Origin of the sequence: Mucilaginibacter sp. SG564 (genome assembly GCF_013149275.1) — a bacterium.
Lineage (GTDB): Bacteria > Bacteroidota > Bacteroidia > Sphingobacteriales > Sphingobacteriaceae > Mucilaginibacter.
In genome coordinates, this window is record NZ_JABGNA010000006.1 from 35,344 (window position 1) to 51,455 (window position 16,112).

The 16,112-nt window shown below is 40.8% G+C and carries 12 protein-coding genes; 8 read left to right on the top strand and 4 right to left on the bottom strand.

The features are described 5' to 3' along the window. The first annotated feature begins 94 nt into the window (after positions 1–94). The 8 genes from FHW89_RS14705 to FHW89_RS14740 all read left to right on the top strand — a co-directional run bounded on the left by FHW89_RS14705 (position 95) and on the right by FHW89_RS14740 (position 10,185). A complete protein-coding gene (locus tag FHW89_RS14705; protein ID WP_253952239.1) occupies positions 95–622 on the top strand; it encodes a cupin domain-containing protein in 528 nt (175 codons plus the stop codon). Between the two features lie 11 nt (positions 623–633). Beyond that, on the top strand, positions 634–1,476 hold the full coding sequence (locus tag FHW89_RS14710; protein WP_172335827.1) for an SDR family oxidoreductase: 843 nt from the start codon (positions 634–636) through the stop codon (positions 1,474–1,476). Positions 1,477–1,482: 6 nt separating this feature from the next. Next, on the top strand, positions 1,483–2,454 hold the full coding sequence (locus FHW89_RS14715) for an AraC family transcriptional regulator (RefSeq protein ID WP_172335828.1): 972 nt from the start codon (positions 1,483–1,485) through the stop codon (positions 2,452–2,454). Between the two features lie 10 nt (positions 2,455–2,464). Beyond that, positions 2,465–3,370, top strand: coding sequence for an alpha/beta hydrolase (locus FHW89_RS14720; RefSeq protein ID WP_172335829.1), 906 nt, complete (start codon positions 2,465–2,467; stop codon positions 3,368–3,370). A 183-nt stretch (positions 3,371–3,553) separates the two neighbouring features. Continuing rightward, entirely contained in the window at positions 3,554–6,073 is a 2,520-nt protein-coding gene (locus FHW89_RS14725) for a P-loop NTPase fold protein (RefSeq protein WP_172335830.1), read from the top strand. A 172-nt stretch (positions 6,074–6,245) separates the two neighbouring features. Next, positions 6,246–7,295, top strand: coding sequence for a helix-turn-helix domain-containing protein (locus tag FHW89_RS14730; protein ID WP_172335831.1), 1,050 nt, complete (start codon positions 6,246–6,248; stop codon positions 7,293–7,295). Positions 7,296–7,682: 387 nt separating this feature from the next. Beyond that, positions 7,683–9,674 carry an AAA family ATPase gene (locus FHW89_RS14735; protein WP_216650579.1) on the top strand — a complete coding sequence of 664 codons (1,992 nt, stop codon included), beginning with the start codon at positions 7,683–7,685 and terminating at the stop codon, positions 9,672–9,674. A gap of 160 nt (positions 9,675–9,834) precedes the next feature. Next, a complete protein-coding gene (locus tag FHW89_RS14740) occupies positions 9,835–10,185 on the top strand; it encodes a hypothetical protein (RefSeq protein ID WP_172335832.1) in 351 nt (116 codons plus the stop codon). Positions 10,186–10,207: 22 nt separating this feature from the next. Here FHW89_RS14740 and FHW89_RS14745 read toward each other — a convergent pair whose 3' ends face one another. The 4 genes from FHW89_RS14745 to FHW89_RS14760 all read right to left on the bottom strand — a co-directional run bounded on the left by FHW89_RS14745 (position 10,208) and on the right by FHW89_RS14760 (position 15,838). Next, the gene (locus tag FHW89_RS14745; protein ID WP_172335833.1) at positions 10,208–11,125 is read right to left on the bottom strand and encodes a restriction endonuclease; all 918 of its coding nucleotides are present in this window, start codon (positions 11,123–11,125) and stop codon (positions 10,208–10,210) included. 11 nt (positions 11,126–11,136) lie between these two features. Beyond that, positions 11,137–13,758: a S8 family peptidase gene (locus FHW89_RS14750; RefSeq protein WP_172335834.1), complete on the bottom strand. Its 2,622-nt coding sequence runs from the start codon at positions 13,756–13,758 to the stop codon at positions 11,137–11,139. Further along, on the bottom strand, positions 13,751–14,737 hold the full coding sequence (locus FHW89_RS14755; RefSeq protein WP_172335835.1) for an AAA family ATPase: 987 nt from the start codon (positions 14,735–14,737) through the stop codon (positions 13,751–13,753). The genes FHW89_RS14750 and FHW89_RS14755 overlap by 8 nt, the downstream gene beginning before the upstream one ends. Positions 14,738–15,130: 393 nt before the next feature. After that, positions 15,131–15,838: a hypothetical protein gene (locus tag FHW89_RS14760; protein ID WP_172335836.1), complete on the bottom strand. Its 708-nt coding sequence runs from the start codon at positions 15,836–15,838 to the stop codon at positions 15,131–15,133. Positions 15,839–16,112: the final 274 nt, after the last annotated feature.

A 16,112-nucleotide genomic window follows, 5' to 3' on the forward strand; every position in this document is an offset into this window, starting at 1 on the left:
AAAATCTCAAAGATCAGGATCATTCTAAAGTCCGATTGGACTATTTAATTGTCCAATCGGTATATTTTTTTCAGGTGACTAAGCCGACCTTTGTTTGACATCTAAGAAACAGCGTATGGAAAACAAAAAAAAGAGCCCTATTACCATAGGGGCAACAGGAGGTAAAACCCTCTCTATTGTCGGCGATACCTACCGCATCCTGGTTGGCGGCGCTGAAACCAATAGCGCATTTGCGGCGATTGATATGCTGATACCGCCAGGCGGCGGCCCTGGCCCGCATGAACATGCGCAGATCGAGGAATTATTTTATGTGATCGACGGGGAGATCGAAGTGAGATCAGAGTTTGGTACTTACATTGCCCGGAAAGGCTCCTTCGTCAATATCCCCAAAGGCGGCGTTGTACACAGTTTCAAAAATAAAACGGATCAGACCGCCCATTTGCTTTGCATCGTAGTTCCTTCCGGCCTCGAGACCTTTTTTGAGGAAATTGGCCGGCCGGTCGGTTATGGAGAGTTTCTTCCGCCGGCGCAGATGGACCACGAAACCGTAAAAAAATTACAGGCCATCGCCGAAAAGCATGGGCAAAAAGTCTATCCGCCCGATTACCTCGATAACATTTAACAGACTGATCTATGAAAGTATTAATGATCGGCGCCACCGGTAAATTTGCCGGACTGGTTTTACCACAATTGAAAAAACAGGGCCATCATGTTATTGCATTGGTACGGGATGGCAATAAAGGCAAACAGGCCGAAGAAAATGGTGCAGACCAATTTGTAGTTGGCGACCTTTATGACCCAGCTACGCTTGAAAGTGCGGTAGCAGGTATAGAGGGCATCTTTCACATCATCCCTGCATTTAACCGAGAAGTTGAAGCAGGCCTGAACCTGGTGAAAGCAGCTCATGCGGCTGGCGTTAGCAAATTTGTTTTCTCCAGTGTTTATCATCCTTCCCTGTCCTTAGCCAATCACGCCGAGAAACGGCCGACGGAGGAGGCGCTTTACCGTTCGGGTATGGATTATACCATTTTGCAGCCGGCCATGTATATGCAAATGCTGCAGCAAAGCTGGGAGACTGCCAAACAAAGCGGCGAGATCATGATGCCCTACTCAAAAGATTCAAAAATGGCGTATGTCGACTACCGGGACGTTGCCGAATCCGCCGCTTTGGCAATGACCGATAAGCGTTTGTCTTACGGCACCTTTGAACTGGCCTCCCCAGGTATGTTCAGCCGGGTTGATCTGGCAGAGCTGATGAGTAAAAAGCTGGGGAAAACGGTCACCGCGAAAGATATAACGGTGGATGAATGGGCCAAACAGGTACCGATCCCGCCCGGAGAATTGCGTGAAGGGCTTATCGCGATGAACAAGGAATACGATCAATACGGTTTTTCCGGGGGCAATTCCCTGGCGCTCGAGACGATACTTGGCCGCCCCGCGCGTAGCGTTCCACAGTTTATGGAAGAGTTGAAATAATTAATTATGCCGGTAACTTTTGAATTTGTCATTGAAAAAGGATTCCATTTTGCAGAAGCATTCGGCAAAAGGTTCGGAATGCCTGTTCATGGAAACCGTGTTTATTTACCGGAGTCATTAGGTGACGGGTATATCCAGGAAATTCAATTAAGGCAAGGCCTGAGTATGTGCATGCACCGATATATCCTTCAGGAAGAGTTTTCCTTGAAACGCCTGGAATCAGCAGGCCCGTCGAAAATGCTGACGCTAAAATTCGACTGCCGGAAGGTTGTTTTGGAAACCGGGCAGCACGAAACCCACTTGTTTGCACCGGGATGCGAAGCTGAAATGGGCACGGGCAATTTTTTTACTGAGATATTGTTTCCTGCACAGCAGGAGATCTATTTTTTGGTTATCAATGTGGCACGCGAGCTTTTAGCAGAAATGCTTCATTTTTCAGGAGAGGAATCCGCACTGCGCAACCGGATTTTAAGCAATCCATCGTTTGTGCTGAATGTATTGATGCCGGTTGAAATGGAAAGTGCGCTGAAAGATTTCAGCAACATCGTCCCGGGTTCGCCGTTTTATTTACTGCGTTACCAGATAAAAGCACTTGAATTAATTTACCTGTTGTTCGCCAGCATAACCGAAAGTGTAAATCATAGCGGCGTTATCATTAACAGAAGCGATGCAGATAAATTATACCAGGTAAGATCGATCATCCTGAAGGATCTGTCAGTCGCGCCGCAGTTGACCGAGCTGTCCAAACAGATCTCCATGAGTCCCACCAAAATGAAAACGCTTTTTCGCCAGATCTTCGGCGATTCCATTTACAATTATTTTCAAAAGGCAAGGATGAACGAAGCCGCCAAGCTGCTCAGCGATCACACCGTGTCAGAAACGGGTTACATACTGGGGTTTACCAATATGAGCCATTTCGCCCGTTTATTTGAAAAGTACTTTAAAATGAAACCCAAAAAATTCAAGGACAATATCTAAATACAAGACCATGGCACTATCAAAAGAAGTTTTAGATACGATAGCTTTTTCAAAGGAACACGGATTTGACAAATTAAATTTGGCACCCCCCGAAGAAACGAGGAAAGCGATGGCAAAGGCTGCGAAGGACCCCGGCCCTACGCAGGTGGCAGACGTGATCCATAAAAGTATTACCAAACTGTCTATCCCGGTGCGTATTTATATACCTTTTGGTGAAGGCCCATTCCCGGTGGTCAGCTATTATCACGGCGGCGGATTTGTTTTAATGGGTTTGGAAACACATGACGAGATTTGCCGGCAGCTCTGTAAAAATACAGGCTCTATCGTCATGTCAGTGGCGTATCAGTTGGCACCTGAGCACCCTTATCCACAGGGGCCTGAAAGCAGCGTTGCGGCTGCTATCTGGTTATTTGAAAATGCAGCAGAATTTAATGGCACGAGTGAAAGAATGGCCGTTGCCGGTGACAGCGCGGGCGGTTATATGGCGCTGTATGTTGCCAGGATGCTAACACGCCAAAGCATCGCATTGAAAGCACAATTTGCAACCTACCCGGTCACAGACCATTACGGCGCCAATCATCCGTCCTACCAGGAAAATGGAACCGACTATGTGCTGACTGCCGAAATTATGAAATGGTTTTGGGACAATTACGTTACCGATCCTGCATTGTGCGAAGAAGCATCGATCCTTCGGTCGGCCGATTTTTCAGGCTTGCCCCCGGCCTTGATCTTTACCTGCAATTACGACCCCTTAAGAGACGAGGGTAAAGCCTATGCAGACAAACTGCAAAAGGCGGGCGTGCCTATCATCTATAAAAATTATGAAAATATACATGGATTTTTCGGGACGGAAAAGATGGGAGAACAGGCCATGCAGGCAGCGAGCGCCTTTTTAAAAGATCAGTTAAACAGGTAACCATGCTAATAGTCATTCCTGCTAATAGCGGTCCAGGATTACGAGCACTTATTAAATTGATAATGTTCAGTTATCCTTCATTAATTCGCTATAACAAAAATTCCCCTGGGGTCGTATCTTGATGTTGAAAGTTTTATATGATGAGGTTGAAGGGATGTTTTATCTTTAGCTAAAAAACCGAGCTTGAAATTAAACCGCTATACTTTACCTGTCTTTGTTGCCTTACTGTTTGCAGCTTTATTGTTTTTTTTCCGGTTACCGGTGAGCCGGTTGCTAGATGTAGTACTGGTGAGGACTTTGTTCGCTGATGTAGAAGCCAGTTTATGGACTGACTTGGTACTGTATGCCGTTTTACTGTTGTTGGCATACTGGATAGCAAAAAGCCAGGCGCGTATTTTTCTATATCGGTTGGTTTTGTATGGCCTGGTCTTTTATGTGTTGCAACGCACCAATAGTTATTGGGTGTTTTACAGACTGTCAACTTTTGATGAACTTGTTTATTGGGATTTGTTTGCTATTACATTGTTGCTGTTATTGCCGTTAAGTTATGTTTTAAAAGAAGAAAGCAATCATAGTACTACAGCAAACAAGGAAGGCTTTATAGAGGATAATGCGGTTACGGATGTGGAGGATGACCATTTCAGGCGAAGTATTGCAGCTAAAGAAATTGCACGACTGGTTAAGTTGACCCATAACAAGAAGTCTTTTGCAATAGGCATTCTTGGGGAATATGGCAGTGGCAAGACTTCTTTTTTAAACTTGATACACGGTGAATTGAGCCGTAATGACGTGCTGAAGATTGCTTTTGACCCCTGGAGTGCGGGCAGTCCGGAAACCATACGGCGTGAGTTTTTCGATTTGTTGGCCAGCAAGGTTGCCGAAGTTGATTTGAGCGTGTCGGCGCTGATTTATAGCTATGGGCGCAGGTTAGCGGGCTTTGATGCACGTTCGCTTTCATTACTGAACTGGATAGGCTTTTTGGGCAACAAGGGTTCTGTCCAGAGTTCCGGTGAGTACCAGCGGATCAACCAAATGATCAGTTCGACTGGTCGCAAGATTGTGATCACGATCGATGATCTTGACCGTTTGCACCCGGCTGAAATTATGGAGGTACTGAAACTCATCCGTAATACCGCGAATTTTTCAAATGTGTTCTATCTTGTCGGGTACGATAAGGGCTATGTGCAGGGGGCGATCAAAACCGTGAATGATGCCGGTAGTTTGGATTATCTCGACAAAATTTTTCAGTTAGAAATACCTTTGCCAAAGCGTGAGGAAGATGACCTACTCGTCACCCTACAGGAACGTCTGAAAGAAATGGTAACGTCTGAACACTATGCGGTCTTTGAAAATATCATGATCCCTAATGGTTTCCGCAGTCGCTACGAAAAAGCCTACAGCGGTGTGTTACGCCAGGGGCGAGATGTAGTGCGTTTTATCAATGGGTTCAAGATCATTTACAAACTGATCGGCGAAGAAGTGGATTTTGAATGTCTGGTGCTATTGGAACTGATCAAGTTCCGGTTTCCCGCTATATACGAACTGCTCTATGTGCAGCATGACGTTTTTCTCTACGAACAACCTTTGCGTTCAAGCCACCAGCAATATTATTCCCCGGTGATGGTGAAGGCCGAAGGATCGACGAAGCGTTCCGATGAGGTTTCCTTGTTTAAAATGCATATTGAAAAACTAGGCTGGCTATCTCCTGAAGAGGTGTCGCTTTTAGATGGGCTGTTCATGGCATTGTTCAAGGGCAGCCTTTATCATCATCCCGATTCCAAGAGCTCGATCTCCTATCCGTTATACTTCGAGATTTATTTCCGCTACAGGTTGTCCCAGCGTGACCTTTCCGATAAGGATTTTAAAGCGGCATTGGCTTCGGGACACATGCGGGAATATATGGACTATTGCGCCAGTCACGGGCTGCACAAGGAATTGATGGTTAGATTAATGCAGGAAGACATCAATAAGGACAGGCGGCATTTTGAGCAGGTCGTTCGCTGGATATTTGCTTTCGGACGGACTTACGTGCAAAAGGAAAGCAAGTTTAGTTTTGACTATGAAGCACTGGTCGATAAGATTTATAATTACCACAACCACAATACCGATAAATTGTACAAAAAAGATGTTGATGCCTACAAACGGTTCATCGATCATCTATTCGGGACTGCAATTGCGCCGTTCCTTTTTGAAAATGAGCTGCTCTACCACCTTAAGAAAAAGGGCGAGGGTTTTGTAATATCGCTTAATGAAATGACAGTTCATCAATATTCTTATTTTACGCAAATGGCCGATAGTGGGCACGGGCTTAGCGAAGATACGCTATGGCTGTTCTATGGTGCCAGGGAGCATTATCGTGTTCCTGCTGATGAAAAAGGCGCTTATTATGAAAAATGGCGTTTCGAGACTTCATTGGCTATCAAAATGAAACAGTATCTTGCTGATAAAGACCCGAAAGAATTTTTGAAGTTCAGCGTACAACAAGACATGCGTGATCGTTCGCAGGCTTTTATACATAGAGAGGTGATGGAGATGTTTGATGCGCCAGCTGAATACCGCAGTTTGGTGGCGGAGAATCCGGCGCTGGATGATGAAATACGAAAGGAATACTTGGAACTGTTCGACAAACTGGCGGAAACAAACTTCCAACAGTACGTGGAAATAGACCTGAAAACCGAATTGCATAAACCTGAACGCGGGTGACCCCATTAAATTTTGCCTACTCCGGAAAATCTTTGACGATTATAGCCTCTCCACCCTTTTTGTAACAGCGTACAAACGGACAATTCTAAAGTTTTCCGTCCGGGTACAATCACCAGGAGGCCTAGGTAATTCTTAGGTGAAAATTTGTAAATTTATTAGGAATAGAAAAGTCATGAAAGAAACCATTATCAATCTGATTGAAAACGAAAGTGAAAACACCAAATTAGATTTTAAGCTAGAGCAGTATCCTGTTGAAAAAGGCAATAGTAAGAAGGGTGAATTTTTAAAAGATATGTGCGCATTTGCAAACCTCCTTAGTAAAGAGGATAAGTTTATTATTATAGGAGTTAAAGAAGAAAATGGTATTGCAATTGGTTTTAAACCTATTGATGAATTGCACGACCAAGCATCATATCAACAATTTTTAAATCAATATATAGAACCTGAAATAAATTTTGAGTACAAAGAGATTATACACCAAGGAAATCGTTTGGCTTACTTCAGACTCTTTACCAACAATAAAAGACCATATTTATTCAAGAAAGAATATAAGGACACTCAGCCGAAAGGAAATCAGTATCGAATCGGTACAGGGTTTGTTAGGACAGGAACTTCAACACGAGAACTAAAACGAGATGATTTTGAAAAAATATATTCTGAACGCTTTGCCACTAAAGACCGTAGCAAAGAAATAGATTTTAAAATAACGCTGGGCGGATTCAAGTCTTCAGAGTTGAGAAGCACTATGTATAGACATCTGCAAGTTGATGTGACAAATTTATCAAATACTTCTATCGACCTAGACGTTGAGGCCCAAATTTATAATATCGGTGGTGTTAGCGCTCACTGTACACAAGATGTCGAACGTAAGATTGCCGAGGATAGGCGTGATAAAAGCCTATTCGCTTACACTCAATATTCAGAAAAAATGTTACCCCCACATTTGTTCATGGATATGAATGTAGAATTTAAAAAACATGCGGCTTATTCTATCTACGAAATTACTCCCAAAAAAGGCACTCATACAGCCCTTCGTGTAAAACAGAAAGGGACAGAAACGGATATCTTTAACGGTCAAATTACCTTGATTTTTTCAAAGCCAGCAGACCTAAAAATTGAACTCATTGTACGGAGCAATGATTTTCCAGACGGGCCAAAAACCTTTCCATTCAGTTTTTCGGAAGACGAGACTAAGGAACTCTTAGACCCGTGGGACTTGTAATGCACTAACCAATCATTTATCAGGAAAATTTAAAAAAAACGACTTAGTCAGATCAATTCGTCCACAGGTGGTTAATATTGACCGGACCCAACTACCAATAGTGCCAAAAAGGAAAGCTACTAAAATTAAAAAATAGCAAAGAATTATCCAGCAATCGCTACAACATGGTGAGCAGTGTTTTAATTATGCCACGACCTCAGAGAGCCATCAGGAGCAAATCAAAAAGAATAGCAAAACAGCCTCAAATTTTTTAGACAATTTTTGGGTGTTGTACATAGGACGTCGACAAAATGATGAAATATTATAACTGACACTGTTGAAGTATTTTGTGTAATTTAGGATCTCAATAACCTTTCTTATTAAATAAACCAATTATAACCGAATTGCATGAAATTAATCAAGGCCCGGATACAAAATTACAGAAGTATAAAGGACACCGGTGAATTTGAAATCGAGAGTTTAAAAACTATTTTGGTTGGCCCTAACGAGGCGGGAAAAACCGTTGTGCTTAAAGCTCTTCAACAGTTAAATAAACCTGATGATATAGATGGTTTTGATGAAATTAGAGATTATCCAAGGTCTTTATACAATGATATAACAACCAAGCAAGTGACAGCTGCCAAGGTTGAGGTTGTAAGAGGTTGGTTTACACTGGACGAAAACGACAAAAAATTAGTGCCTGAAGAATATCAGAACTGCACTTATGTCAAGTATCGGCATCTCGATAATTCGTTTAATCATTATTTGAATAATGCGCCGGAATGGTTACTTTATCCTTCTTTTAAAAATGATTTAGCAAGACTTGCGGCTCATCTAGATGCACAAAACATGATTGCTGTGCCAACATCATCCCCAACAAAAATGACGGACTCGATGAAGCTTATTACTGACAAATACGGAAATAATCATGCGCCATCCAAGCGTGGTACTCCAGATCTGTTCAAATGGTTTGAAAGCGTTTATACAAGTGTCGATGAAAATAACAAAACTGAAGAAGATCGTTATGCACGGATTTTGGCTCAAATGGAATCTAATGAAACCAAATATAATGTATTGGATATTTTAAGCGCCAATTTGCCTGTTTTAGTACTTTTTAATAATTACTTTAAAGTTAAACCTTTAATCCATCTTGAGCATCTTGCAGACCGTGTAGAGCGTAAATTGTTGGACGACGATAAACATTACGACTACGGAAATTTGTGCCTTTTGAAAATGCTTGGGTTCTCTCCAAGAGAATTGTCAGACATCGGGAAAACCCCTGATCCGGACAAGAACGACTTTGATGGACTGAAAGCGTATAGGGATATTTTGGATAAAAGATCTTATCAGTTAGATGCTGCAAGTATAAAGTTAACAAGAGAAATCAGAAACATCTGGAATCCTAATCCAAATCGCCCTGAAGCAGATAAATTAAGCATAAATGCAGATGGTCAATATTTAAAAGTTGTTGTTGAGGACGATATTGGGGTTAAAATTGAATTGGATCAACGGTCAGAAGGTTTCCAATGGCTGGTATCATTTTATGTAGTGTTCTTTGCAGAAGCGATGGACAAGCATAAAAATGCGATTTTATTACTTGATGAACCAGGTATGAGTCTGCATGGCTTGAAGCAGCGTGATTTCCGCCAAACCATATCTAAGCTAGCTGAAAAAAATCAAACGATTTATTCTACACACTCTCCTTTCTTGGTTGGTCCTGATGAGTTGGATATTGTCAGAGTAGTAGAATTAAAAGATAGGGATGAGGGTACAAAAGTTCATACCACAATCTCTTCAAGCGATCCGGCAGGCCTGCTTCCACTACAGGAAGCATTAGGTTACGATTTAGCCCAAAGCTTATTTACTCAACAGAAAAACCTGATCCTAGAAGGGTTAACGGACTATTGGTATCTTGATGCAACGGCTGCTTTGTTAAGGGCAAATAACATTGAAAAACTAGATGAGAAAATAGCGTTGGTGTTCGCAAATTCGGCAGGAAAAGTAGTTTACTATGCTACAATTTTACACTCTCATAAATTAAAAATCGCAGCTCTGTTGGATTCTGATGCGGCGGGCGATCAAGCAGCACAACAGGAAAACTTGGTGCATACTTTAGGCAATAGCAACATCCTTAGAACAAAAGATTACTGTACAGGGGTAGCTAAACCGGAGATAGAAGACCTCTTACGTAAAACCCTTATCGAAGTAGCGAAAGCAGAGTTTGGAAAAGACGTAAAGAAAATTGCCGACACAAATCCAAGCAGACCTATAGTTGACATTTTCGCCAAAGAAATCAGGGATTTTTCCAAATATAAATTGGCAAAGGCTTATGTAAGATGGACTAAAACAAATGATGCAACCAATTGGCAACAGATGAAACTGAACAATGGAAAAAGTTGATTCAGGCTATAAATAAAGCGTTAAAATAGTGAAGGATATTTTATCACCATCGCTAATTGCCTCCTTGACTTCGCTCGTGATTTCTGTCATTACTCTATATCAATTTTTTAGAAATCAGAGATTCCAACAGCGACAATTTGACAAAACATTAGATCGCAATTTGACTACTAAACTATTGGATTTAAGATTAGTACACTATCCTAAAGCATTTGAAATTACTGATAATATCTTTAAAGAAAAGGGAGGTAATTTTGATCCTGTCAAAATTAAGACAGCCGTAGAAGAGTTGATTGAGTGGAAAAAGGGTGTTGTTAATTTAGTTATTTCGAGCGAAGCTCTAACAAGTTTTTATGTGCTCCGAGATGCGATTATGAAAAGTCCTGCAAATAATGGCACCTACTCACCAGAACAGGTTGAAAAGATTTCGGCGGGAACAAAAGATTTTAGAAAGCAGTTAAGAAGAGATTTGGGCATTTTATTTAGGGAAGAAAAATCGAGAAGAATCGCTTAATGCATTTAGTTCGCAAACTACTTTATTGTTGTCGAAATCCAACCCCAATTCGTACCTCAAGGATTTTACTTTCTTTGATTAAGCAGACCTGAACTCTTTCCTTGTTTGGCAATTCATAATGGATGTTAGAAAATGAAAAATCATCACCCTGCGGTTCCATCCATTGTTGACCCAGCCCATTGATCATTCCGAATTTTTCTGTTTCGGACTCTTTCATAACAGGATATTCCCAATTTTGAGCCAATTTAAGGTAGGGTATTAAAAAATCAAAAGGCACAGGCCTATCCCAAGTTATTGGTTCCAAGTCCTGCTCCGAACAATACTGTTCTATAGCTTCTTCAGAATGCACATAAGCATGCCACATAAAGCCGAGTTCTTGGTAGTCTAACTGGCCAAAATCTAAATTTTTGTGAAGATCATATAAAGCTTTCGCCGTAGGCAAAATATCATGCGAAATCCATTGCATCATTAAATTCCTTACTAACCTCACATGGTCATCAGCAAAATATTTAATTATTATATCAGGAAAAAGTAATAACTGCTGTTTAAGAAACTTACCTTCAATAAGATGAATTTTAAAAAATTCTGTTTGCCGTGCTTTTTCCAGCCATTCGCGGGTGGGTGTAGTCACATATGAAGATACTATTAATAAAAAGTGATCGGCCCTCTCAACCCTTGCCCAATTTATTTTTTCAACAACCTGATCTAAGGACAAGCCAGCGCTATGGCGCTTACATTCAACAAACCATTTTTCCTGATAAGGGCTAACTATTGAATCTGTTATGTAGCGCTTGCCTTCGATATCCCTCCCATTATCAGAACCACCTTGTCGCCAGGCCATCGAGTGGAATTGAAATTTCACCAATAAATCATAGCACAATTCTTCGAACTGTTTCCAATCGAGCCGCTCAAAATTTATGTCATCTTCATGAAATACCATCAATAGCCGATTTAAATTCTTTCACGAATACGTTGTTGAAGCCTTAATTGAATTTCCTCATAGATCATGGTATGTACATTTTCCCTAATTTCGAGCGTAACCGTTAAGGCGTATTTGATTGATTCCTGCCTTGACAGCCCAGAAGCGTCTTCTCTGCAACTTACTTTTATATTGATCGTATCACCGTCTTGAAATACATCCGCATATTCACCCGTCAGTACATCGTGTTGAACGGTGCCCTTGCGACCCAACTTAAAATCATGACTATTTCTTGAAAGTGCCAGATGCCCATTATTTTCCAGGTTATCAAAAAATAAATGGGCTTTCCTGTATTGTGCAGTTTTAAAGTTCAACGGGCTTATCCAGGCCAATGAAATAGCTAACCTCTTGTCAATATTCACCGTCCCCAAAGAAGGCGGTAACGGAAAAGAATAGGTGTGGGCATCCTGGCCAGTACGGGTAGTTAACTCGCCAAAACCAATTAATGTAACACGATGGTCGGTGCAATACAATATCTTTTCGCTGTCAACGGTGCCATAACCTAAATAGGGATATATATTTCTCTTGACGGTTTGCGGCGAAATCCCAGGCAAGGTGCGAATGATCTGTGTGATTATTTCTTGTGCTTCCCCCCAGCTCGATCCGTGTACAAGCAATGCTTTAAGAATGACGGTAAAATATCTTTCCGGTATTTTCTGATCGTTGGGCAGTTCTTCATTTAGCTCCAGCAACATTTCATAAAGCTTTGCACCAAGATTTGAAGTTAATGCTGCAGCATTGCTGGTTCCTGTTAAATATCCAACTTTCTGAATATCACCCGGCGCACCGGGCATCGCTGCTAAATTCCCGGGCGGGTGCACGATAGATTCTCCTGTTTCAATTCTCAAATGTGTTTTTTCAGGATCTGTCTGTCGTATATGTTTTCTATACAGGTGTCTGCCACCAGCCATTAATATTTCCGGCTTTATGGAGTTGTTATAGCCAAATCCAATTCTGCTAATCGGACTTAACAGAAAGGGGCTTGTAATCAGACTTTTTCGTTGCGGGAAATTAAACGGCCCATGACTATCATTATGCGAAGAGCCGACAGTTATGGAATTAATCGACTCTGCCGGAGTTAAAATTTTACGGTCAAAGTTGCCTTCGATCATTTTTTTCAACGTGGCTGTTTGCACATCCGCCGCACTTGTCTGATCAAAATCGGCCTCCGGGATATCTAATACAATGTCATCGACCTTATTGCCTGCACTTATTATAAATAACACGTTATACTTATAGGACAACCAGTCAATTAATTTTGCCCAGGTACTGATGTTATGGTGAAAAGGCCGAAAAGGATCGCCAATAGAAAAATTAATCAGTTTTATTTGCGGTGCTGTTGGCGGGTTGCCGTCTTCACCCTCAAACATCCGTCTTACCGCCCGATGTATAAGGTCAATGGGTAATTTATCATCCGGTAAAAATTCACCTCCTGACTGGTTATTTGCTATCGGTTTCAGTATAGGCCTTACATAAATTGGCCGATTTAAAGGAGCTGATTCTTCGCTCAAATCGCCGTTTATAATAAGTGATGCCATCGCTGTTCCATGAACGCGACTTTGTGCTAAATAATTCCGTGCAAAATCATCTGGGTCGTCGACGTTTATTTTTCCAACCAATAAGGCATGATTTTCCAACGGCAGGCCATCCAACAAAGCGACAATTGGATTTAATCCCGGCTGACTTTCCGCTACTTCGCTATTATAATCTAAAAGCTGAGGCTCTTCGGCCAGGTCAAATATGGATTGCCCTACAGGACGAAAAAATAAGATTTGCTGTGATTTTAAAAAAGTAATATTTGTGTTTTCGCTCAAATCATCGAAACTACGAATAGGCGCTTCTGCAATAAAAGCATGATAAGCAATTTCGGGTATGACGACACGGGAGTTTTCAATTATCCGTCCATTATTTTGCTGTAGCAGAATATTCACTTCCTCGTAAGCTCGTGCATCTTTAGCGGTATCGTTTTTAAACGCTAACTCAATCTCAAATTTTACGGGATCAACCTCAAGCAGACGCATATCGTCCAAGTAGTTTTCCAGCCCGGTATCGTAAATACGATCAGCAATGCTGTACGGTCGCAGGTCTTTTAACCGGTCAAACAAGATTCTAAATTTACTTGTTCCATGAACAAAATTTTGCTCATCCCTATTTAACTTGTATTTCTCCCAATAAGCTCGCAGTTCCCTAAGCGCGGCTTGATTAGTCATTGTAAGAAATAACCTTGCACCAAAACGTTTATCTACACGTTCACCATCCCCATTTACGGTATAAAAATTTTCATCCGGGTCAATTTCTGACTGTAATTCACCCAAAAATTCCATGCCCGGAGTAGCGACAACTGCTTTAAAAAAATCCTTTAGGTCACCAGCGACTTCCAATACCAAAATCATTTCTGCAACCAGGTTAGCCGGGTTGGCCCCTAAGTATGCGGTTTGATTTTCAAGTACCCGGTCTAATTCCGAAATTCGATTTTCAAATTTTTGAACTTGGGTTTCTTTTTCAGGGTATATGATATTACCGGTAAAAGGTTGTAAAGTGTCACGGGAACCGGATGATGCCCGTGGAAAGATAAGGAGTGGTTTTTTAGCCATTTCGCAGTTGGTACTTATTGGATATTTGGTTTAGGGATTCATCAACTATTTTTTTAACGTCAACTTCTGGAAGCGACAATATATATTTCCGTTGAATATCCAATACAAACTCCTCTATTTCAGAGAAACTTAAACCCTCCAATTTTCCCGATATAGTTCTATGCGAATGCTCTAAGCTATATTTTACACGAGATTCAAATTTTTTAAGCCAGTTTTCAATCATTAACCGATCTGGCTTCTCAAGTTCCATACGAATTTGAAAACGACGCCAAACCGCTCTATCCAATAGTTCAGGATGATTCGTTGCAGCAACAACTACCACATAACTCGGTAAACGGTCTATTTGTAGTAGCAGTGAACTTACCACACGCTTGATCTCTCCCGTTTCATGGGTGTCTCCTCTTTCTTTGCCAATGGCATCAAATTCATCAAAAAACAGCACACATTCCTGTGTTCTGATAAAATCAAACATGGCTTTTAGTCTTGACGCAGTTTCACCGAGGTAACTCCCAATTATACCATCATACCTGATTACGTAAAACGGCACCATAAGAGATTGAGCAATACCTTCAGCTAATGAAGTTTTGCCATTACCAGGAGCGCCTGCTAACAAAACACGATTTCTTGGTTCTAAATTATATGACCGAAGCAGGTCGCTTCTATGATGCTCCTGAACCATTTCGTCAATAACTCCCCGGTTTTCCCTATTTAATACAATATCATCAAGAGATTTACTGGGATAAATTCTAAAAAGAAAACTCTCCAGCTTTTCATCGAGTAACGTTTTGGGGACGACTTTAGAGCTTTGATCTTTTGAAAATTGCTGATTTTTTAGAATATCTGCCAACTGATCTGCAACGATATGGTGCTGCTTGTTTCGCTCTTCTGCAATTAGAGACTCCACGACTTTGGTAAAGAGGTTTTTATCTCCAACACTTCCGGCTTTAACCAGTTTCAATAATAGATCAGCTCTTGCCATTAGGGTTTGATTGTAAGTGTTAGGCTTTAGCCAATGTCGTAAATAATCTGCAAATGTTATAATTTTTACTCGTTTAAAATAACATTATTTTAACGGTTTTAGATTGTGAATGTTATAACAAATTGACATTAGCAAATAATGGCATTTATTACAGAGCCAACATCCTGGTAGAATTTATAGCTTAACTATTATTGAAATAGAAAGTACACAAAAAAAAACTTGATAACCAGTTAATGCATGAGCACAAGGCAGTCAGTGAAATAGATGATAAAATTCATCCACAGAACTCAATCGGATTAATTAACAATAGATAACTATTTATTATCCTGCATCGGTACCCGTCATATATCAAGGTCGACACATCATTTGTTTCGTGATTTTTTCTTTGAAAATCTACAAAGCCTTCCTTCGATAATTCGGCCAGGCACTTACCTGTCCAATCAGAGTAGTAGACTTTAACTTCGGATAATGTACTTCCACGTATTCCTTAAAAGACCTGATCGTTTCCATATTATCCCATTCCATAGCTGTGAGGCAAAGCATCGGCCATTTTTTGGTATACATCATAAAGCTGTATAATTGCAGATAAGGTGGCGCCTTTTCAAATGCTTGTTCAATAAGCTCATTATATAGAGATTTCTTGAGTATCATTTGGAAGTCCATTATGAGATCATAAGTCACCAGATGCAACGTGCCCCATTTTATTAATTCCGCCATGTGTGGCATTTCTTTGTTGTCAAAGAATAGATACAGGAAAGTGATAAAATCGAATTCGGTTACATCACAAAGATCCTTACTGAGATAAGCATAATTTTTTTTAAATGCCTCCAATGAAAATCCGTCCTTCATTTTATCAATGACAAACCGGATCACTTCGTTCTCCTTTTCGATGATCTGTTCCATATCAGGCCCTTTAACACTCCCATCCGGCGACTCCAGTCTATACCTGGCTTTGGAGAACAGTTCAAAATAATAGCTTTTAAAAAATATGGTCTTCCGCTCAAAAGTTACCTGCACATATAAAGGGTATGTAAGCTGTCCGTGAAAGTCGACCTGCTTCAGGCGGTCATTCAGGTAGGTTTTGTAACTGATTTTATTCACTTTTTTTTAAAATATTTTTTGATGCTATTTGGCTGCTTTTGGTGTTCGCTATTGTTAAATAACTGATGATTATTTATCAAGCTTAATCAAAAATAAGCAAACCAAATGAAGTTGCTTTCTGATTGAACAGGTCAAAATTAAACATTTGTTTTGACATATTTTATTTTATCAAAACAATGTTTTATATTTGATTTATGCGGAAGCAACTGCGATTCAATCAATTGCGGATTAGTGGTTCGCCACCCTCATAAAGTTAAGGCGGGGAGCATTATTA